At 68.1% G+C, this 18,675-nt stretch carries 21 protein-coding genes; 6 read left to right on the plus strand and 15 right to left on the minus strand.

The features are described 5' to 3' along the window. Positions 1–79: 79 nt before the first annotated feature. From ispE to PTT45_RS02710, 3 genes are read right to left on the minus strand one after another with little or no spacing between them, the layout of a single operon-like run. Positions 80–955, minus strand: a complete 876-nt coding sequence (gene ispE, locus PTT45_RS02700; RefSeq protein WP_273811403.1) for a 4-(cytidine 5'-diphospho)-2-C-methyl-D-erythritol kinase — start codon at positions 953–955, stop codon at positions 80–82. A gap of 49 nt (positions 956–1,004) precedes the next feature. Then, positions 1,005–1,619 (minus strand): lipoprotein insertase outer membrane protein LolB, encoded by a 615-nt coding sequence (lolB, locus tag PTT45_RS02705; protein WP_273811404.1) that lies wholly within the window; start codon positions 1,617–1,619, stop codon positions 1,005–1,007. 3 nt (positions 1,620–1,622) lie between these two features. Then, a complete protein-coding gene (locus tag PTT45_RS02710; protein WP_273811405.1) occupies positions 1,623–3,350 on the minus strand; it encodes a tetratricopeptide repeat protein in 1,728 nt (575 codons plus the stop codon). A gap of 192 nt (positions 3,351–3,542) precedes the next feature. Between PTT45_RS02710 and hemA the strand changes: the two genes are divergently transcribed. The 6 genes from hemA (at position 3,543) to PTT45_RS02740 (ending at position 8,886) form a co-directional block, all read left to right on the plus strand. After that, complete coding sequence (gene hemA, locus PTT45_RS02715; protein ID WP_273811406.1) at positions 3,543–4,811, plus strand: glutamyl-tRNA reductase; 1,269 nt, start codon at positions 3,543–3,545, stop codon at positions 4,809–4,811. Next, positions 4,808–5,890 (plus strand): peptide chain release factor 1, encoded by a 1,083-nt coding sequence (gene prfA / locus PTT45_RS02720; protein WP_273811407.1) that lies wholly within the window; start codon positions 4,808–4,810, stop codon positions 5,888–5,890. Before hemA ends, prfA begins: the two co-directional genes overlap by 4 nt. Positions 5,891–5,893: 3 nt before the next feature. Next, a complete protein-coding gene (gene prmC / locus PTT45_RS02725; protein WP_273811408.1) occupies positions 5,894–6,724 on the plus strand; it encodes a peptide chain release factor N(5)-glutamine methyltransferase in 831 nt (276 codons plus the stop codon). Beyond that, positions 6,721–7,482, plus strand: a complete 762-nt coding sequence (locus tag PTT45_RS02730; RefSeq protein ID WP_273811409.1) for a molybdopterin-synthase adenylyltransferase MoeB — start codon at positions 6,721–6,723, stop codon at positions 7,480–7,482. The genes prmC and PTT45_RS02730 overlap by 4 nt, the downstream gene beginning before the upstream one ends. After that, on the plus strand, positions 7,479–8,270 hold the full coding sequence (murI, locus tag PTT45_RS02735) for a glutamate racemase (protein ID WP_273811410.1): 792 nt from the start codon (positions 7,479–7,481) through the stop codon (positions 8,268–8,270). Before PTT45_RS02730 ends, murI begins: the two co-directional genes overlap by 4 nt. Before the next feature lie 103 nt (positions 8,271–8,373). Then, the gene (locus tag PTT45_RS02740) at positions 8,374–8,886 is read left to right on the plus strand and encodes an acyloxyacyl hydrolase (protein ID WP_273811411.1); all 513 of its coding nucleotides are present in this window, start codon (positions 8,374–8,376) and stop codon (positions 8,884–8,886) included. A 68-nt stretch (positions 8,887–8,954) separates the two neighbouring features. On the opposite strand, the gene PTT45_RS02745 is transcribed toward PTT45_RS02740, so the two are convergent. The 12 genes from PTT45_RS02745 to PTT45_RS02800 all read right to left on the minus strand — a co-directional run bounded on the left by PTT45_RS02745 (position 8,955) and on the right by PTT45_RS02800 (position 18,606). Next, positions 8,955–9,272 carry a YkgJ family cysteine cluster protein gene (locus PTT45_RS02745; protein WP_273811412.1) on the minus strand — a complete coding sequence of 106 codons (318 nt, stop codon included), beginning with the start codon at positions 9,270–9,272 and terminating at the stop codon, positions 8,955–8,957. Positions 9,273–9,341: 69 nt separating this feature from the next. Continuing rightward, positions 9,342–9,797, minus strand: a complete 456-nt coding sequence (locus PTT45_RS02750) for a sn-glycerol-3-phosphate transporter (RefSeq protein ID WP_273811413.1) — start codon at positions 9,795–9,797, stop codon at positions 9,342–9,344. A 13-nt stretch (positions 9,798–9,810) separates the two neighbouring features. Continuing rightward, positions 9,811–10,278, minus strand: a complete 468-nt coding sequence (locus PTT45_RS02755) for a glycine zipper 2TM domain-containing protein (RefSeq protein WP_273811414.1) — start codon at positions 10,276–10,278, stop codon at positions 9,811–9,813. A 94-nt stretch (positions 10,279–10,372) separates the two neighbouring features. Continuing rightward, the gene (locus PTT45_RS02760) at positions 10,373–10,846 is read right to left on the minus strand and encodes a DUF2878 family protein (protein WP_273811772.1); all 474 of its coding nucleotides are present in this window, start codon (positions 10,844–10,846) and stop codon (positions 10,373–10,375) included. Beyond that, positions 10,843–12,120, minus strand: a complete 1,278-nt coding sequence (locus tag PTT45_RS02765) for a class I SAM-dependent methyltransferase (RefSeq protein WP_273811415.1) — start codon at positions 12,118–12,120, stop codon at positions 10,843–10,845. Before PTT45_RS02765 ends, PTT45_RS02760 begins: the two co-directional genes overlap by 4 nt. Continuing rightward, positions 12,107–12,898, minus strand: a complete 792-nt coding sequence (locus PTT45_RS02770) for a DUF1365 domain-containing protein (RefSeq protein ID WP_273811416.1) — start codon at positions 12,896–12,898, stop codon at positions 12,107–12,109. The genes PTT45_RS02765 and PTT45_RS02770 overlap by 14 nt, the downstream gene beginning before the upstream one ends. After that, the gene (locus PTT45_RS02775) at positions 12,895–14,142 is read right to left on the minus strand and encodes an NAD(P)/FAD-dependent oxidoreductase (RefSeq protein WP_273811417.1); all 1,248 of its coding nucleotides are present in this window, start codon (positions 14,140–14,142) and stop codon (positions 12,895–12,897) included. The genes PTT45_RS02770 and PTT45_RS02775 overlap by 4 nt, the downstream gene beginning before the upstream one ends. Continuing rightward, on the minus strand, positions 14,139–14,897 hold the full coding sequence (locus PTT45_RS02780; protein ID WP_273811418.1) for an SDR family NAD(P)-dependent oxidoreductase: 759 nt from the start codon (positions 14,895–14,897) through the stop codon (positions 14,139–14,141). The genes PTT45_RS02775 and PTT45_RS02780 overlap by 4 nt, the downstream gene beginning before the upstream one ends. Further along, on the minus strand, positions 14,894–15,316 hold the full coding sequence (locus PTT45_RS02785) for a nuclear transport factor 2 family protein (protein ID WP_273811419.1): 423 nt from the start codon (positions 15,314–15,316) through the stop codon (positions 14,894–14,896). The genes PTT45_RS02780 and PTT45_RS02785 overlap by 4 nt, the downstream gene beginning before the upstream one ends. Continuing rightward, positions 15,309–16,748 (minus strand): deoxyribodipyrimidine photo-lyase, encoded by a 1,440-nt coding sequence (gene phrB, locus PTT45_RS02790; protein WP_273811420.1) that lies wholly within the window; start codon positions 16,746–16,748, stop codon positions 15,309–15,311. The genes PTT45_RS02785 and phrB overlap by 8 nt, the downstream gene beginning before the upstream one ends. Further along, entirely contained in the window at positions 16,736–17,671 is a 936-nt protein-coding gene (locus PTT45_RS02795) for a MerR family transcriptional regulator (RefSeq protein WP_273811421.1), read from the minus strand. Before PTT45_RS02795 ends, phrB begins: the two co-directional genes overlap by 13 nt. Continuing rightward, positions 17,668–18,606 carry a DUF523 and DUF1722 domain-containing protein gene (locus PTT45_RS02800; RefSeq protein ID WP_273811422.1) on the minus strand — a complete coding sequence of 313 codons (939 nt, stop codon included), beginning with the start codon at positions 18,604–18,606 and terminating at the stop codon, positions 17,668–17,670. Before PTT45_RS02800 ends, PTT45_RS02795 begins: the two co-directional genes overlap by 4 nt. Positions 18,607–18,675: the final 69 nt, after the last annotated feature.

Consider the following 18,675-nt stretch of genomic DNA (forward strand, 5'->3'; position numbering starts at 1 on the left):
CTGGATTCGAACCAACGCATGGCAGGATCAAAACCTGCTGCCTTACCGCTTGGCGACGCCCCTGTATCTAGTCCCGCATTCACTTCCGAGTTGCCGTTTCTAGCTGGCGGTGCAAAGGAGACCTGTTGCAGCCGCGAGCGATGAAGCTCGGCAGGGTGGCCGGAAGTTGGCGCGAGACTTTATCAGCATCGGCCAGGTTTGGGAAGCTCCCAAACACACAAGCTCCGGTTCCAGTCATCTTTGCTGCAACAAATTTGTTGAGCGTTATCAAAGCGTTACGAACTTCTGGGTAGCGCTTCTCGACAACTGGTTGGCAGTCATTACGACCGCCCCCCTCGGGAAGGCTGCGAACTGTAATGGCGGGGGTATCACGTGTCAACTCGGGGTCGGCAAAAACTTCCGCGGTGCTGATGCTGACCTGCGGGATGGCGACCAGGAACCAGGGCTCGGCAAGGGTGACCGGCTGCAGTTCTTCGCCCACGCCCTCGGCGAAGGCGGCGCGGCCGCGCACGAACACCGGCACATCGGCGCCCAGCGACAGGCCTAGTGCGGCCAGGCGATCCTCGCCCAGGTTGGTCTGCCAGAGATGATCGAGGCCGACCAGGGTGGTCGCCGCATCCGAGCTGCCGCCGCCGATGCCGCCGCCCATGGGCAGGCGCTTGTCCAGCCAGATGTCGGCGCCGAGCGTGGTGCCGGACTCCTGCTGCAGGCGGCGTGCGGCGCGCACGATCAGGTTGGCGTCATGCGGCACGCCGGCCACCTCGGTGTGCAGGCGAATCTCGCCATCCTTGCGCAAGGCGAAGCCCAGTTCGTCACCGTGGTCGAGGAACTGGAACAGGGTCTGCAACTGGTGATAGCCATCGGCGCGGCGGCCAAGGATATGCAGCATCAGGTTGAGCTTGGCCGGGGCGGGCAGTACCAGCTCGGCGCGTGCGGGAATCGATGTGGCGGTCATGGCGAGCGTCTTGCCGGCGACACCGTTAGCGTCGCCTCGATGAGGTGGATTACTGGCCGAGCTGGCGCGGCTGCCAGTCCTTGATCACCAGGGTGATGTCGAGGTCGGTGCCGTGCAGCTTGATGCGCTCGGGCAGGCGGTAGCCGTTCTGCTCGATGTAGCTCAGGTACTGCAGCTGCCAGCCGTCTTGCTCCAGGCGCGCCAGGTGGCTGTCGCTGTCGAGTGTCACGCGGCTCTTGCTGTCGGGGGCGGGCAGGCCGCGCACCCACCAGAACAGGTGGGAGACCGGTAGGCGCCAGCCCAGCTGTTCTTCGAGCAGGGCCTCGGGCGACTCGGCCTGGTAGCGGCCCTGGTTGGCCACTTCCAGCAGCACGTTGCCTTCGCGCCCGGTCAGGCGTGCGGCGCCACGGCCGAGCGGGCCGGACAGGCGAATATCGTAGTAGTCCTGGCGCTGCAGCCAGAACAGCGTGCCGCTGCCTGAGTCCTTGGGCGCGCGGATGCCGACCTTGCCGCTGATCTGCCAGCCGTCCAGGGCGCTGACCTGGGCCTTGTGCGCCTGCCACTGCTGCGGGTCGCCCTGGCCCTCGACGGATTCACGGCTGGTGAGGCCGGCGCAGCCGGCGAGGAGGGCGATCAGGCTGAAAACGATGACGTGGCGGAACATGGGTCAGAGCTTCTCGGAACCGGTCAGGCGCTGGATGGTGGCGCGCAGGATGGGGCTGTCGGGTTCGGCCTCGAGGGCGGCGGACCAGACCTTGCGGGCCTCGCGTTGCTTGCCCTGGGCCCAGAGCACTTCGCCCAGGTGGGCGGCGACCTCGTGGTCGGGGTACTTGGCCAGGGCCGCACGCAGGTAGCGCTCGGCCTCGTCCAGGTTGCCCAGGCGGTAGTTGATCCAGCCCAGGCTGTCGAGGGTGGCGGCGTCGTCCGGATTGAGCTGGTAGGCGCGCTCGATCAGGGCCCTGGCTTCTTCGTAGCGCGTGGTGCGGTCGGCCAGGGTGTAGCCGAGGGCGTTCAGCGCCGTGGCGTTGTCCGGCTCGCGTTCGATGATGCCGCGCAGGTCGCGCTCCAGGCCGGCCAGGTCGCCGCGTTTCTCGGCGAGCATGGCGCGGGTGTAAAGCAGGTTGGTGTCGCCGGGGAACTGCTCCAGCGCCTGGCTGATGACTTGCCAGGCTTCGTCGTGGCGCTGGCGGTTGGCCAGGGCCTCGGACTCGATCAGGTACAGCTGGATCGCGTAGTCCGGCTGGCTCTCGCGGCTGCGAGTCAGGCGGTTGCCGGCCTCGGCGGCGCGATCCTGCTCGAAGAGGATTTCGGTCTGGCGGACCTGGGCGGGCAGGAAGTCGTCACCGGGGCCGACCAAGCCGTACTCGATCAGCGCGCTTTCCTGGTCGCCGCGCTGTTCATAGATGCGTCCCAGGTTGAAGTGGGCCGCGTCGGCATGGGCGTTACGCGCCACCAGTTCTTCCAGGTAGACGGAGGCCTCGTCCCAGGCCTCGGCCTCCAGGCAGACCAGGGCCAGCGAGTAGCGCAGGTCGTCATCATCGGGGAAGCGCTGGACCAGCCCGGCGAACTCGCTCTTGGCTTCGTCCAGGCGCTTGAGCTCGACCAGCTGGCGGGCGTAAGCCAGGCGCAGGCGCTTGTCCTCGGGGTGTTTCTCGATGCCCTTTTCCAGCAGCGGCAGCGCTTCCTTGCCACGATCGAGGCCTTGCAGCAGGCGTGCGCGCAGCAACAGAGGCGGAATCTCCTCCTGGCTGGCGTCGTGTGCCTCGAGCAGCTCCAGGGCTTCCTCGGCGCGACCGTCCTGATGCAGCAGCAGGGCCTTGCCGAACAGCAGCTGGCCGTTTTCCGGGTACTTCTGCAGCAGGCGATCGAAGCTCTGCAGCAGGCCGGCGCGGGTGTCGGGGTCGGTCTCGGCGGCGGACAGGGCGAGGAAGTCGAAATGGGTATCGCCCTGGCGCTGCAGGACCTTCTCCATATATTCCATGGCTTCGTCGTAGCGGCCGGCGCGGGCCAGCTGCACGGCGGCGGCGCGCTGGGCGTCGACGCTGTCGGCGGCGTTCTTCGACCAGATCAGCGCGGTATCCAGGGCTGCCTGTTCGGCGCCCAGGTACTCGGCGATGCGGAAGGCGCGCTCGGCGACGGCCGGGTCCTGGGTGGCATTGGCCTGCTGCACGTAGTTACCGAGGGCGATGTCGAAGCGATTGCGCTGGCCGGCCAGCTCGGCGGAGAGCAGGGCGTACAGAGTCTCCTCGCTGAACGAGGCGTACTGCTTGGGCGGTGCCGGGACGTTGCTGGCCGCGGAGTCTTCCACCGGCGGGGTGCCGTCCGGCGTGGGCGCCAGGCTCTGGCAGCCGGCGAGCAGGAGGGAAGCAGTCAGCAACGCGAGGGATTTATTCATAAGGAAGGGTGCGGTCCGTGGCGTGGCTGCATCATGACACAAGCGGCGGGCGCAAGCCCACCGCGCTACCGGGCTTTTGCGGGGTGGTGCGTGGCGGTGTTTGTCTATCGGGTCAATTTGTCGCAACAGTTGTTCTCCCTCGGGTGACGTAGGACAATCGCCCGCTATCTCGAATTCCCCTAGCGACCCTGCATGGCCTTTCTCGCCCTCGGCATCAACCACAAGACCGCCTCGGTGGACGTCCGCGAACGCGTGGCTTTCACCCCCGAGCAGCTGGTCGAGGCGTTGCAGCAGCTGTGTCGTGTCACGCCGAGCCGCGAGGCGGCGATCCTCTCCACCTGCAACCGCAGCGAGCTGTATCTGGAGCAGGACCAGCTGTCCGCCGACGAGGTGCTGCGCTGGCTGGCCGATTACCACCGCCTGAGCCTCGATGACCTGCGTGCCTGCGCCTATGTGCACCAGGACAACGACGCGGTGCGCCACATGATGCGTGTGGCCTCCGGGCTCGACTCGATGATCCTCGGCGAACCGCAAATCCTCGGCCAGATGAAGTCCGCCTACGCTGTGGCGCGCGAGGCCGGCACCGTCGGCCCGCTGCTCGGCCGGCTGTTCCAGGCCACCTTCAGCACCGCCAAGACCGTACGCACCGACACCGCCATCGGCGAGAACCCGGTGTCGGTGGCCTTCGCCGCCGTCAGCCTGGCCAAGCAGATCTTCGCCGACCTGCACCGCAGCCAGGCCCTGCTGATCGGCGCCGGCGAGACCATCAGCCTGGTCGCCCGCCACCTGCATGACCAGGGCGTGAAGCGCATCGTGGTCGCCAACCGTACCCTGGAGCGCGCCAGCCAGCTGGCCGAACAGTTCGGCGCGCACGCCGTGCTGCTGGCCGACATCCCGCAGGAGCTGGCGCACAGCGACATCGTCATCAGTTCCACCGCCAGCCAGCTGCCGATCCTCGGCAAGGGTGCGGTGGAGCGCGCGCTCAAGCAGCGCAAGCACAAGCCCATGTTCATGGTCGACATCGCTGTGCCGCGCGATATCGAGCCGGAAGTGGGCGAGCTGGATGACGTCTACCTGTATACCGTCGACGACCTGCACGAAGTCATCGAGGAAAACCTCAAGAGTCGCCAGGGCGCGGCCCAGGCTGCCGAGGAGCTGGTTGCCAGCGGTGCCGACGAGTTCATGCAGCGCCTGCGCGAGCTGGCCGCGGTGGACGTGCTGCGCGCCTATCGCCAGCAGGCCGAGCGCCTGCGTGACGAGGAGCTGAGCAAGGCCCAGCGCATGCTCGCCAACGGCAGCAGTGCCGAGGACGTGCTGGCCCAGTTGGCCCGCGGCCTGACCAACAAACTGCTGCATGCACCCAGCGTGCAGCTGAAGAAAATCTCCGCCGACGGTCGCTACGAAGCGCTGGCCGTGGCCCAGGAACTGTTTGCCCTCGACGAGGGCCCGAGCAAGACATGAAAGCCTCCCTGCTGAAGAAACTCGACATCCTCCACGACCGCTTCGAGGAGCTCACCGCGCTGCTCGGCGATGCCGAGGTGATCAGCGACCAGACGCGCTTCCGCGCCTACTCCAAGGAGTACGCCGAGGTCGAGCCGGTGATCGGCGCCTACCTCGAGTTCCGCAAGACCCAGGCTGACCTCGAGGGCGCCCAGGCGCTGCTCAAGGACGGCGACCCGGAAATGCGCGAGATGGCCGAGGAGGAAGTCGCCCAGGCCAAGGAGACGCTGGTCGGTCTGGAGGATCGCCTGCAGCGCATGCTGCTGCCCAAGGACCCCAACGACGGCCGCAACGTGTTCCTGGAAATCCGCGCCGGTACCGGCGGCGACGAGGCGGCGATCTTCTCCGGCGACCTGTTCCGCATGTACTCGCGCTACGCCGAGCGCCAGGGCTGGCGAGTCGAGATCCTCTCCGAGAACATCGGTGAGCACGGTGGCTATAAAGAGGTCATCAGCCGCGTAGAAGGCGACAACGTCTACGCCAAGCTCAAGTTCGAGTCCGGCGCCCACCGCGTACAGCGCGTGCCGGAGACCGAGTCCCAAGGCCGCGTCCACACCTCCGCCTGCACCGTCGCCGTGCTGCCGGAGCCGGACGAGCAGATGGCCATCGAGATCAACCCGGCCGACCTGCGCGTTGACACCTACCGCGCTTCGGGCGCCGGCGGTCAGCACGTGAACAAGACCGACTCGGCTATCCGCATCACCCACATTCCGTCCGGCATGGTGGTCGAGTGCCAGGAAGAGCGTTCGCAGCACAAGAACCGCGCCAAGGCCATGGCCTGGCTGGCGGCCAAGCTGCAGGACCAGCAGGACGCCGCCGCGCACAAGGAGATCTCCGACACGCGCAAGCTGCTGGTGGGCTCCGGCGACCGTTCCGAGCGCATCCGCACCTACAACTTCCCGCAGGGCCGGGTCACTGACCACCGCATCAACCTGACCCTGTACTCGCTGAACGAAGTGATCGGCGGCGCGGTGGAGCAGGTGATCGAGCCGCTGCTGCAGGAATACCAGGCCGACCAGCTGGCTGCCCTGGGCGACTGATCCATGCCGAGCCTCGCCGAGCTGCTGAACCAGGCTGTGCTGCCGGACTCGCCGACGGCGCGTCTGGACGCCGAACTGCTGTTGGCCTTTGCCCTCGGCAAGCCGCGCAGCTACCTGCGCACCTGGCCCGAGCATGAGCCGAGCGCCGAGCAGCTGAGCGCCTTCGCCGCCCTGCTCGAACGCCGCCGCGCGGGCGAGCCGGTGGCCTATATCCTCGGCCACCAGGGCTTCTGGAGCCTGGACCTGGAAGTGGCACCGCATACCCTGATTCCCCGTCCCGACACCGAGCTGCTGGTGGAGACCGCGCTGCAGCTGGCACCGGCCACACCGCTGCGGGTACTCGACCTGGGCACCGGCACCGGCGCCATTGCCCTCGCCCTTGCCAGTGAGCGCGGCGGCTGGAAAGTGACCGGTGTCGATCGCATCTTGGATGCTGTCGAGCTGGCCGAGCGCAATCGCCAGCGTCTCAAACTGGGCAACGCCGAGTTTCGCCAGAGCAGCTGGTTCGATGTCCTGGCTGGCGAGCGCTTCGGGATGATCCTCAGCAACCCGCCTTATATCGCTGCAGATGACCGCCACCTGGGCGAGGGCGACGTGCGCTTCGAGCCGATGAGCGCGCTGGTGGCCGGCGCCGATGGCCTGGACGATATCCGCCAGATCGTCGCGCAGGCGCCGCAGCATCTCGAGACCGGCGGCTGGCTGCTTCTGGAACATGGTTATGATCAGGCCGAAACCGTGCGCGCGTTGCTCGGCGCCACCGGCTTCAGCGCCGTGGAGAGCCGTCGCGACCTGGGCGGCCACCAACGTATTTCCTTGGGGCAGTGGACCGCATGAGTGTGGAACTGAGCGACGACGAACTCCTGCGCTACAGCCGGCAGATCCTCCTGCCGCAGATCGATGTAGCCGGGCAGCTGCAGCTCAAGCAGAGCCGCGTGCTGATCATCGGTCTCGGCGGCCTGGGTTCGCCGGTGGCGCTGTACCTGGCCGCCGCCGGTGTCGGCGAGCTGCATCTGGCCGACTTCGATAGCGTCGACCTGACCAATCTGCAGCGGCAGATCATTCACGATGCCACCCAGGTGGGCGTGGCCAAGGTCGACTCGGCCATGGCCCGCCTGTCCGCCATCAATGCGCAGATCAAGCTGGTGCCGCATCGCGCGGCGCTGGACGAGGACTCGCTGGCCGCCGCCGTGTCCGCCGTGGACCTGGTGCTGGACTGCAGCGACAACTTCACCACCCGCGAGGCGGTCAACGCCGCCTGCGTGGTCGCCGGCAAACCGCTGGTGTCCGGCGCGGCGATTCGCCTGGAGGGCCAGCTCGCGGTGTTCGACCCGCGCAACGCGGCCAGCCCCTGCTACCACTGCCTGTACGGCCACGGTAGCGAGGCCGAGCTGACCTGCAGCGAAGCCGGCGTGGTCGGCCCGCTGGTGGGCCTGGTCGGCAGCCTGCAGGCGCTGGAAGCGCTCAAGCTGCTGGCCGGTTTCGGCGAGCCGCTGGTGGGCCGCCTGCTGCTGATCGATGCCCTGGGCTCGCGCTTCCGCGAGCTGCGGGTCAAGCGCGATCCGGGTTGCAGCGTGTGCGGAGGGCGGCCTTGAGCCAGGCGCCGATCGGCGTGTTCGACTCCGGCGTCGGCGGGCTCTCGGTGCTGCGCGAGATTCGTGCGCGCCTGCCCGAGGAGTCGCTGCTCTACGTCGCCGACAGCGGTCATGTGCCCTACGGCGAGAAGAGTGCGGAGTTCATTCGTGAGCGCAGCCAGCGCATTGCCGAGTATCTCCGCGAGCAGGGCGCCAAGGCGCTGGTGCTGGCCTGCAACACCGCGACTGCCGCAGCCGTCGCCGACCTGCGCGCGCGCTACCCCGAGCTGCCCATCGTCGGCATGGAACCGGCGGTGAAGCCGGCCGCGGCGGCTACCCGCAGCGGCGTGGTCGGCGTGCTGGCCACCACCGGCACGCTGAAGAGCGCCAAGTTCGCCGCGCTGCTGGATCGCTTCGCCAACGATATCCGCGTGGTGACCCAGCCCTGCCCGGGGCTGGTGGAGCAGGTCGAGGCCGGCGAGCTGGACAGCCCGCACACCCGCGAGCTGCTGCGCGGCTGGGTGAAGCCGCTGCTGGAGGAGGGCTGCGACACGCTGATCCTCGGCTGCACCCACTACCCTTTCATCAAGCCGCTGCTGCGCGAGCTGGTGCCGGAAACGGTGCGCCTGGTGGACACCGGCGCAGCCGTGGCGAAGCAGCTGCAAGCGCTGCTCGACCAGCACGGCCTGCGCGCCCAAGGGCCGGTGCAGGAGACCCGCTACTGGTCCAGCGGCGACCCGCAGGCAATGGAGCGCGTGCTGCCGAAATTAATGTTTGAACTCGCCCGAGTGCAGCCGCTCTTTGTCTGAACCGCAGCGACTGTTTCATTGCGGTTACATGTTCCTCTAATAAAAAAAGTTTCTATACTGCAACGCGATAAGCGTTCATCCCTCTCGGTAACAGGAAGGTTACATGAAGAAGATAATTGCTCAGGCGACCGTACTTGCTCTCGGCCTGGCGAGCCTCTCCGCCCAAGCCGTCGATTTCTCCGCCGCCGTCGGCCAGACCGGTGAGTCCACCATGGTCTACCGCCTCGGCGCGCAATGGGACTGGGATCAAAGCTGGTGGCAGACCAGCGTTGGCCGCCTGACCGGCTACTGGGACGCCGGCTACACCTACTGGGATGGTGACGAGGCCTCCAGCAACCACAGCGTTTCCTTCTCCCCGGTGTTCGTCTACGAATTCTCCGGTGAGAGCGTGCAGCCCTATATCGAGGCTGGCATCGGCGTGGCGCTGTTCGCCGACACCGACCTGGAAGACAACGACCTGGGCTCGTCCTTCCAGTTCGAAGACCGCATCGGCGCCGGCGTGCGCTTCTCCGGCCAGGAGATCGGTATCCGCGCGGTGCATTACTCCAACGCCGGGATCAAGGATCCCAACGACGGCGTCGAGGCCTACACCCTGCATTACCGCACCAGTTTCTAAGAGGCTGGCGCAAAAAAAGCCGGACCTAGTGTCCGGCTTTTTCATGTCTGCGATTTGCCTGGCGGCGCTCAGCGGTAGATCGCGGCCATCCCGCGGCGCTCGTCCTGGCACTCCGCTGAGCGCATCTCGAACTCCCGGCAGATCAGTGGGCGCTGCTCGTAGATGCTGCACAGCATGCTGTCGCGGTCGAGCGCGGCGCACCAGCCATCGTCGAGGCGCTTCATCACTTCGCCGCCCCAGCTATCGGTCTCGATGAAGCGCTGCGGCACGCCGGTGTCGGTGATCAGCATGACTTCCAGCTGGCAGCAGCAGGCGGCGCAGTTGGAGCAGCTGATGGCCGCCTCTGTGGGCATCTGGACGTGGGGGATGTGGGAGGAGTTCGGCATGGGCGCGCAGTGTACGGCAGATGGGCGTCGACCGGGGCGCGGGCTGACCGGCAGCCGGCGCGCCCTCGTTCAGATGCGCGTGCCGATGTTGAGCATGGCGCCGGCGTTGCCGAAGAACACCGCCTCGGCGCTGGCCGGGCCCATCTGCAGGCCCAGCGACGGGATGATCGCCGGGGCCACGCCGTAGCGGTTGAGCGGGATCTTGTCGCGGTATTCGCCACGGTAGCCCTGGATCGCCCCGGCCGAGACCTTCAGGTAGACCGGCAGGCTGTCGGCGTCGAAACGCTTGCCGACATAGGCGTACTGGGTGCGCTGGCGGTAGGAGTTGCGGAAGGTGGCGATGCCGGCGAATTCGCCGTCGGCCTGGTGCCGCTCCACACCGATCAGGTCCTGGTGGTTGTTGTGGATCGGGTCGTGCGACCAGTGCGTGGTGTACACACTGGTCTGCAGGTACCAGTAGTCGCCGTCGTCCGCCAGGGCGGCGCCGCAGGCCAGCAGCGCCGCGGCAAGCCAGAGAGTCTTCATGAACTTGCCCTCCTCAGAGCACCACGCGGCTGCTGCCGTTTACCGTGGTGATGCGCACGCGGTCGCCGATGCGGAACTGCTGGGCCGGGTCGACTTCCTGCACGTAGGCGCGCATGCCGCCGTTGTCCTCGCGCACGGTGATTTCGACACCCTGGCTGCGGGTGATGCCTTCCTCCACCGCCGCACCGGCCATGCCGCCGGCGACACCGCCGAGCACGGTGGCGATGGTGCTGCCACGGCCGCCACCGATGCCGCTGCCGGCGACACCACCGACCACGGTGCCGGCGAGGGCACCGATCGGTGTGCGAGCGCCTTCGATCTGTACCGGGCGCAGGGACTCAATGGTGCCCATGCGTACCGTCTGCACGGCGCGGGCGTCGGCCCGCGAGTAGGTACTGCCATTGAGGTTGGAGGCGCAGCCGGTGAGCAGCAGGGTCGAGCTCAGGGCAGCGCTCAGCAGCAGGGTCGGGAAGCGTTTCATGGTCTGTTCCTCGGTGAAAGTTGCGATGGACACAGACTAAGCAGGGAGGGCTGAACGCCTCCTGAACCCTGGCTGAACCGCAGCTGAACGAGGTTCAGTTGGCCATCAGGCGCTGGCACAGGGGCAGCACGCCGGCCCACAGCGCGGCGAGCAGCAGCCAGGTGAGCGGCACGCCCAGTGGCAGGCCGACGCCGGCCAGGCTCGCGCCGGCGATATAGGCCGGCGGCGCGGCCAGGGCGCCGAGCAGGGCGGCGCGCCAGCGCGGATGGGCGCTCCAGGCCAGGCTGTGGCTCAAGGTGCAGGCCAGCAGGGGCCAGAGCAGGATCAGCCAGAGTGGCGGCAGGCTGAAATCGAACAGGCCCAGGCTGGCGAGCAGAGCGTCCAGCACCGTGCCCAGTAGGGTCACGGCGAGCACGCCGCGCCACTCGCCAGGCTGCGCCAGCCAGATCAGGTGGGAGGCCAGGATGAGCGGGGCCAGTGCCAGCAGCCAGGGATGTTGCGGGCTCAGCACGCAGGCCCACCAGCCGAGCTGGAACAGCCCGGCGTTGAGCAGCAGGCGGCCGTTCAGGCGCGCAGGCGTCCGAGCAGCGGTGCCGGCCGCGCGGCGGCCTTGGCCAGCAGCAGCTGCGCCGTGCCGATGCCGCGCTCGAGGAAGCCGCCCTCGCAGTAGCACAGGTAGAACTCCCACAGGCGGTAGAAGTAGTCGTCGTAGCCCAGCTGCTCCAGCTCGTGGCGGGCGCCGCGCAGGTTGTCGTGCCACAGGCGCAGGGTGCGCGCGTAGTGCAGGCCGAAGTCTTCCATGTGGTGCAGGTTGAGGTCGGTCTCGGCGGTGACCACCTGCAGCATCTTCTGCACCGAGGGCAGGGCGCCGCCGGGGAAGATGTAGCGCTGGATGAAGTCCACCGAGCGGCATGCCTGCGCGTAGCGCTGGTCGCGGATGGTGATGGCCTGCAGCAACATCAGCCCGTCGTCCTTGAGCAGCGCGGCGCACTGGCGGAAGTACTGGGGCAGGAAGCGATGGCCGACCGCCTCGATCATCTCGATCGACACCAGCTTGTCGTAGCGCCCGTCGAGGTCGCGGTAGTCCTGCAGCAACAGGGTGATGCGATCCTGCAGGCCCTGCTCGGCGATGCGCCGGCTGGTGTAGTCGTACTGCTGTTGCGACAGGGTCGTGGTGGTCACCCGGCAGCCGTAGTGGCTGGCCGCGTACAGCGCCATGCCGCCCCAGCCGGTGCCGATTTCCAGCAGGTGGTCGTCGGGCTTGAGTTCGAGCTTCTGGCAGATGCGCTCGAGCTTGTGCAGCTGGGCCTGCTCCAGACTGCTATCGGCACTTTCGAACATGGCCGCCGAATACATCATGGTCGGGTCGAGCAGGCGTTCGAACAGCTCGTTGCCCAGGTCGTAATGGGCAGCGATGTTGCGCCGCGAGCCGCTGCGGGTATTGCGGTTGAGCCAGTGCAGCGCCTGCATCAGCGGACGGCCGAAGAGCTGGGCGAGGCCGCGCTCCATGGCGTCGAGCAGGTCGAGGTTGGCGACGAACACGCGGATCACCGCGGTCAGGTCGGGGCTGCGCCAGTAGCCGTGGACATAGGCCTCGCCGGAGCCGATCGAGCCGTTGCCGGCCACCAGCGACCACACCGCCGGGTCGAGCACCTCGATCTCGCCGTGCGGCATGGCGCCCGGCTCGCCGAACTCCAGGCGCTCGCCGTTCTCCAGCAGCGTCAGCCGGCCATGGCGCAGGCCGGACAGCTGGCGCAGCACCAAGCCGCGCAGCAGTCCGGCGCCCAGGCCGCTACCGGCGCGCACGCCAGTCTTGGTCGAACTCAGTTCAGGACTCTTCATGGCGGGGCTCCAGTTGGCCGTTGCGTTGTTCGCCGTCGGCGGGGCGGTGGTCGAAGATCGGTAGGCGCTTGAGCAGCAGGCGCAGGGCCTGCCAGTGGATGCCGAGCAGGGTGCTGGCGGTCATCCAGGGGAAGGCCAGCAGGTGGCGCAGCAGGCTGCTGGCGCTCAGCTCGATGCGGCGCAGGCCTAGGCTGGCGTCGAACAGCTTGTCTGCGCCCTGCCAGTTCTCGATGTGCAGGTGCAGGCGCGCGTCGGGCGGGCTGTAGCGCATGCGGTACTCCAGCTCGCGCGGCAGGAACGGCGAGACATGAAAACTCTTGGCCACGCGCTGGTGCGACTCGCCCTCGGCGTGGGTCGGCAGCACGTAGCGGTAGCGCTCGCGCCAGGGTGTGTTGCTCACCTCGCAGAGGATCGCCACCAGCCGCTCCTGTTCGTCGAAGCAGTAGAAGAAGCTCGCCGGGTTGAACGCCAGGCCCCAGCTGCGCGGCTGGCAGAGCAGGCAGATACGTCCGCGCGGCGCCTGGCCGAGGGCTTCGCCGACGCACTGGCGCACGGCCTCGCTCAGGCGCATGCCCTGGCCGGTGAACTGCGGCAGGAAGTCGCTTTCACGAAACGCCAGCGGCGCCCAGCGCGAGCGGCCGCACAGCGCTGACAGGCCGAGCACGGCGTCCTGCTCAGCCAGGTCCAGGTAGAGCAGGCCGATGCGGTAGCGGAAGGCGTGGGCGCGCGGCAGCAGGCGCCGGTGCTGCACCCAGCCCTGGTACAGCGCGCTGTTCACAGGCGTTCCCCGAAGGCTTCGGCCACTCGCAGCGCGCTGGCCACACCGTCCTCGTGGAAACCGTTGGCCCAATAGGCGCCGCAGAAGTAGCTGTGCTGCTGGCCGTGCAGTTCGGCCCAGCGCGCTTGAGCGGCCAGACCGGCGAGGCTGTACTGCGGGTGGGCGTAGCGGTAGCGGCCGAGCACGCGGGCCGGGTCGATGGCCGCGCTCTGGTTGAGGCTGACGCAGAAGGTGCTGGCGCTGCGGATGCCCTGCAGGATGTTCATGTTGTAGGTGACGGACGCCGGCTGCTCGGCCGGGCCGCCCAGGCGGTAGTTCCAGCTGGCCCAGGCCAGGCGGCGCGAAGGCAGCAGGCGGGTGTCGGTGTGCAGCACCACCTCGTTCTCGGCGTAGCGCAGGTCGCCGAGGATGGCGCGCTCGACCAGGCTGGGGCGCGCCAGCAGGGCCAGGGCCTGGTTGCTGTGGCAGGCGAAGATGACCTTGTCGAACCGCTCCTGGCCGGCGCTGCTGATCAGGCTGACGCTCTCGGCGTCGCGCTCGACCTTGTACACCGGGCAGTTCAGGCGGATGCGTTCGGCGAAGCCGGCGGTCAGTGGCGCCACGTAGCTGCGCGAACCACCGGCGACCACGCGCCACTGCGGGCGGTCGTTGACCGAGAGCAGGCCGTGGTTCTTGAAGAAGCGCAGGAAGAACTGCAGCGGGAAGTCGAGCATCTGCTCTGGCGACATCGACCAGATCGCCGCGCCCATCGGCACTATGTAGTGCTCGACGAAACGCCGCCCGTAGCCGCAGCGCTGCAGGTAGGTGCCGAGGGTCAGCTCGTTGCCGATGCGCTGCTCGGCGAGGTCGAACTGCGCTTCGCGGTTGAAGCGCAGGATGTCGCGCAGCATGCCGTGGAAGGCCGGCGACAGCAGGTTGCGGCGCTGGGCGAACAGGCTGTTGAGGTTGTTGCCGTTGTACTCCAGGCCGCTCGCCGGGTCGTTGACCGAGAAGCTCATCTCGGTGGGCTGCGAGGCCACGCCGAGGCGTTCCAGCAGGCGGATGAAGTTGGGGTAGGTCCAGTCGTTGAAGACGATGAAGCCGGTGTCGATGGCGTGCTGCTCGCCGTCGACTTCGACGTCCACCGTGTGGGTGTGGCCGCCGATCCAGCTGCCGGCCTCGAACACCGTCAGCTCGTGACGCTGGTGCAGCAGGTGGGCGCAGGTCAGGCCGGCGATGCCGCTGCCGATGATGGCGATCTTCATGGGCGTGGTTCCGCGCGGGCGAGGCGTTTGCCCAGTGCCAACTGCAGGCCCTTGGGCAGCAGGGCGAGCAGGCGCAGGCCGGTGATGAATAGGGTTGGGAAGGCGATCTCATAGGGCCGCGCGGGAAGCCGGCTGGCGATATGCCGGGCGGCCTTGTCCACCGGCCAGCGCAACGGCATGGGGAAATCATTCTTCTGCGTCAGCGGGGTGTCGACGAAGCCGGGGCTGACCAGGGTGACGGCGATGCCTTCGCCGGCCAGGTCGATGCGCAGCGACTCGCACAGGTAGCGCAGCGCCGCCTTGGATGCACCGTAGGCCTCGGCGCGCGGCAGCGGCCACAGGGTCACGGCGCTGCCCATCGCCACCAGATGCGGCTGGCGCCCGGCGCGCAGCAGCGGCAAAGCGGCCTCGATGCAGTAGGCGGCGGACAAAAGATTGCTGCGCAGCACACGCTCGACCATGGCCGCCTGGAAGTCCCGCACCTCGACGTACTCGCAGGTGCCGGCGTTGAGAATGGCCTGGTCCAGCGCGCCCCAGTGCTCGGTAATGCGCGCGCCGATTGCACGCACCTGCTCGGCGTCGGTGAGGTCGCCGGGGGCGAGCAGCACCTGTTCGGGGAAGCGCGTGGCCAGCGCCTGCAGCGGGCCCGCCCGGCGCGCGCTGAGGGCCAGGCGGTGGCCCTGGCGCAGCAGCTCCTCGGCCAGTGCAGCGCCGATGCCGCTGCTGGCGCCGGTCAGCCAGATGCGCCGGCTCACGCCAGCCTCCGCTTGAGCCAGGCAATGACGCCGCCCATCAGCGGTAGGTGCTCGTAGAGCAGGGCGCCGGCGTCGAAGTAGTCGCGGTGCTGATAGACCTTGTCCCACCACAGCAGGTGCGAGCAGCCGTCGACGCGGATCAGCGCGCCGCCGCGCAGGCGTGGGTGGCGGTAGCTCATGGTCCAGCGCAGGTAGCCCTCGCCATCGCCGACCTGGTCATGGCCGTGGATATCGAACTGCACCTCGCGCACGTTGGCGTACAGCTCGGCGAAGTAGTCGTGCAGCGCCGGCAGGCCATGGATCTCGTGCAGCGGGTCGCGGAAGCGGATGTCCTCGGCGTACAGCGCGCCGAGTCGGTGCAGGTTGCCGGCATCGAGCGTGGCGAAGTCGGCGGCGAAGCGGCGCAGGAAGTCAGACATGCTCCGCCTCCAGCTTGGGCAGGCTCTTGAAGGCCTGCAGGGCACGTGCGCGCGAGGCGGACAGGTCGACTATCGGCTGTGGATAATTCGCCGCGCCGAACAGGCCGCCGAGCGCCGCCGGGTTGTGGATGTCACGGTCGTCCAGGTGCGCCAGTTCCGGCAGCCAGCGGCGGATGAAACGGCCGTCCGGGTCGAACTTCTGCGACTGGCTGATCGGGTTGAAGATGCGGAAGTAGGGCGCCGCGTCGGTGCCGGTGGAGGCGCTCCACTGCCAGCCGCCATTGTTGGCGGCCAGGTCGCCGTCGATCAGGTGGCGCATAAACCAGCGTTCTCCTTCTCTCCAATCGATCAGCAGGTTCTTGGTCAGGTACATCGCCACCACCATGCGCAGGCGGTTGTGCATCCAGCCGGTGGCCAGCAGTTGGCGCATCGCCGCATCGACCAGCGGGATGCCGGTACGGCCCTGTTGCCAGGCAGCCAGCTCGTCCGGGACCTGGCGCCAGGGCAGCGCCTCGGTCTCCAGGCGGAAGGCGCGATGGCGCGAGACGCGCGGATAGCCGACCAGGATGTGTTTGTAGAACTCGCGCCAAAGCAGCTCGTTGATCCAGGTGACGGCGCCGGGGTTGCCGCTCTCGAACTCGCCGTAGTTGTTGCGCAGCGCCGCGTGCAGGCACTGGCGCGGCGACAGCACGCCGGCGGCCAGATAGGCCGAGACCTGGCTGGTGCCGTCCACGCCTGGCAGGTCGCGGCGCTGCTGGTACCAGCCCATACGCTCGTCGACGAAGTCAGCAAGGCGCGCGCTGGCGGCGTCCTCGCCGGCCGGCCACAGCTCGCTCAGGCTGCGTGGCGGTGGCTCGAAGCCAGGCACGGCGCTGGGCAGCGGATCGCTCGCCACCGGCAGTGGCGCCTGGGCGCCAGGCGTGCCGAGCATAGGTGGCAGGGCGCTGTGCAGGCGCTGGTAGCACAGCTTGCGGAACTGGCTGAACACCTGGAAATAGCCGCCGGACTTGGTCAGCAGGCTGCCCGGGCGGAACAGCAGCTGGTCCAGATGGCCGTGGCAGGCGATGTCCGCGTTCGCCAATGTCTGGCTCACGGCGCGGTCGCGGGCCTGTTCGTTGAGACCGTATTCGTCGTTGAAGTGCACGGCGCCGATCTGCTGTTGGCGGCACAGCTCGAGCAGCACTGCAGGCGCATCGCGCCAGTGCGGCGCGCTGCGGACCAGCAGCGGCACGTTGAGGCGCGCCAGTTGCTGCTGTAGCTCGGCCAGGTTGCGCAGCCAGAAGTCGACCTTGCACGGCGCATCGTCGTGCTCGCGCCACTGCTCGGGGCTGAGCAGGTACACGGCCAGGGTCGGGCCGGCAGCCATGGCGGCATGCAGGGCGCTGTTGTCAGCGCTGCGCAGGTCGCTGCGCAGCCAGATCAGCTGGCGCATGGCGCTTCCTCCAGCAGGCCCAGCTCGCGCAGGTGCTGTTCGGCCAGCAGCGGGTCGGCAGCCAGGTGCAGGCCGTGGATCAGGCTCAGCTCGTCGGCGTGAATGCTGGCGGCCGGGCCGGCCAGCAGCAGGGGGATGGCACAGGCGTCGAGCAGGCGCGGTAGCTGATGGCGCAGCGGCGCCGCCAGGGCCTGGCTGGAATACAGCAGCAGGGCGCGCGGGGCGATGTGGTCCACCGCCTGCACCAGTTCATTGAGCGGCACCGCCCAGTCCAGCACCTGCACCTGGCAGCCGGCGCTATTGAACAGCCAGGCGCACAGCCACAGGCCGGGCTCCAGCTCCAGCGCCGATTGGCTGACCAGCAGCAGCGGCGCGCCGGGCTGCTGGCGGTTGTCGTGGTACAGGCGGGCGCCGAGCTTGCTGCGCAGCCAGGAGTGGAAGAACACCTGCTCCAGGCGCGCACCAAACGGCAGCTCGCGCCAGCGACGGTCCAGTTCCTCCAGCAGCGGCAACAACAGCTGGGCGCACAGCACGCTCGGCGGGTAGAGCGCCTGGGCGCGGTTGAAGGCCTCGTCCAGGCTGCGTTCGGCCTGGCGCGCCACGCTGTTCAGCATGGCCTGGCGCAGTTCGTCCCACACGCCGCTGATCACGGTTTCCGGCGCCACATTCTGTTCCAGCAGCTCGCGCACCTGGCCGACCGCGACGCCGCGGTTGAGCCAAGTCAGCACCTGCTGGATGCGCTCGATCTGCTCCGGGGCATACAGGCGGTGGCCCTTGGCGGTGCGGTGCGGAACCACCAGGCCGTAGCGGCGCTCCCAGGCGCGCAGCGTCACCGGGTTGACCCCGGTGCTGCGCGCCACCTCGCGGATGGGCAGGTAGCCCAGGGCCAGGGCGCTCTGGTAGTCGAGTGGGGTGTCGCTCAAATCGCATTCCTCAGGCTGAGTGCATCCGGGTAGGGGCTCAGGTAGTCCTGGCGCGCTACATAGGCATCCGGATGGCGGTTGAAATGGTGGCGCAGCAGGGTCAGCGGCACGATCAGCGGGATGACTCCGGCGCGGTACTGTTCGATCAGTTGCTGCAGCTCGGCGCGTTCGGCGTTGCCGATGCGCTGGCGCAGGTAGCCGCTCAGGTGCAGCAGCACGTTGCAGTGGTTGCCGCGGCTGGCGTGGCGGCCGAGGGCAAGCATGAGCTGGCTGAAGTAGCGCGGGGCGAGTTCGGCCAGGTCCTGCCGGCCGAGGTCGCCGAGCAGGCGGCCGAGCAGCTTCTGCTGTTGGGGATGAGTGGCCATCAGCAGGTACTTGTGGCGGGCATGGAAGTCGATTAGCCCCTGGCGGGTAAGGCCGCCGGCCAGCAGGCGCTGCCAGCGGCCGTAGACGAACACGCGGTTGAGGAAGTTCTCGCGCAGCACCGGGTCGTGCAGGCGGCCTTCCTCTTCCAGCGGCAGGTCGGGGAAGCGTGCGTGCAGGGCGGCGGCGAACAGGCCGCGGCCACCCTGGCCGGTGATATGGCCGGCACTGTCGTAGACCTTGACCCGGTGCAGGCCGCAGGAGGGTGACTTCTGCATCAGCACATAGCCGCAGAGATCGTCCGCCACCTGCGTGGCCTGGCCGCGCAGCGCATCACTCAGGTCGCGCTGCTCCTCGGCCAGCAGGGCGCGTGGCGCCTGGGCGCTGCCAACCAGGCGCAGCGATGGTCGCGGAGTGCCCAGGCCGATGGCCATTTCCGGGCACAGCGGGATCAGCTCGAAGTGTTCGGCGAGCACCTCGGTACAGAGCGAGGAGCGCTTGTGGCCGCCGTTGTAACGCACCGGTTCGCCCAGCAGGCAGGCGCTGATGCCGAGCTTGAGACGATCCGCCATATGCACCTCCGGCTACTGACTTGTACAAGACTGATGACTTGTACAAGTAAATACGCTGAGGTGTAGTTG

Source organism: Pseudomonas sp. Gutcm_11s (assembly GCF_028649395.1).
Classification (GTDB): Bacteria; Pseudomonadota; Gammaproteobacteria; order Pseudomonadales; family Pseudomonadaceae; genus Aquipseudomonas.

Excerpts from the sequence above, each read along its gene's own strand:
- PTT45_RS02785 (WP_273811419.1), bottom strand. The coding sequence starts at position 15,316 with ATGTCTGACTTCCTGCGCCGCTTCGCCGCCGACTTCGCCACGCTCGAT.
- phrB (WP_273811420.1), bottom strand. The coding sequence starts at position 16,748 with ATGCGCCAGCTGATCTGGCTGCGCAGCGACCTGCGCAGCGCTGACAAC.
- PTT45_RS02765 (WP_273811415.1), bottom strand. The coding sequence starts at position 12,120 with ATGAAGAGTCCTGAACTGAGTTCGACCAAGACTGGCGTGCGCGCCGGT.
- PTT45_RS02775 (WP_273811417.1), bottom strand. The coding sequence starts at position 14,142 with ATGAAGATCGCCATCATCGGCAGCGGCATCGCCGGCCTGACCTGCGCC.
- ispE (WP_273811403.1), bottom strand. The coding sequence starts at position 955 with ATGACCGCCACATCGATTCCCGCACGCGCCGAGCTGGTACTGCCCGCC.
- PTT45_RS02745 (WP_273811412.1), bottom strand. The coding sequence starts at position 9,272 with ATGCCGAACTCCTCCCACATCCCCCACGTCCAGATGCCCACAGAGGCG.
- prmC (WP_273811408.1), top strand. The coding sequence starts at position 5,894 with ATGCCGAGCCTCGCCGAGCTGCTGAACCAGGCTGTGCTGCCGGACTCG.
- PTT45_RS02800 (WP_273811422.1), bottom strand. The coding sequence starts at position 18,606 with ATGGCGGATCGTCTCAAGCTCGGCATCAGCGCCTGCCTGCTGGGCGAA.
- prfA (WP_273811407.1), top strand. The coding sequence starts at position 4,808 with ATGAAAGCCTCCCTGCTGAAGAAACTCGACATCCTCCACGACCGCTTC.
- PTT45_RS02710 (WP_273811405.1), bottom strand. The coding sequence starts at position 3,350 with ATGAATAAATCCCTCGCGTTGCTGACTGCTTCCCTCCTGCTCGCCGGC.
- PTT45_RS02730 (WP_273811409.1), top strand. The coding sequence starts at position 6,721 with ATGAGTGTGGAACTGAGCGACGACGAACTCCTGCGCTACAGCCGGCAG.
- hemA (WP_273811406.1), top strand. The coding sequence starts at position 3,543 with ATGGCCTTTCTCGCCCTCGGCATCAACCACAAGACCGCCTCGGTGGAC.
- PTT45_RS02755 (WP_273811414.1), bottom strand. The coding sequence starts at position 10,278 with ATGAAACGCTTCCCGACCCTGCTGCTGAGCGCTGCCCTGAGCTCGACC.
- PTT45_RS02750 (WP_273811413.1), bottom strand. The coding sequence starts at position 9,797 with ATGAAGACTCTCTGGCTTGCCGCGGCGCTGCTGGCCTGCGGCGCCGCC.
- PTT45_RS02740 (WP_273811411.1), top strand. The coding sequence starts at position 8,374 with ATGAAGAAGATAATTGCTCAGGCGACCGTACTTGCTCTCGGCCTGGCG.
- lolB (WP_273811404.1), bottom strand. The coding sequence starts at position 1,619 with ATGTTCCGCCACGTCATCGTTTTCAGCCTGATCGCCCTCCTCGCCGGC.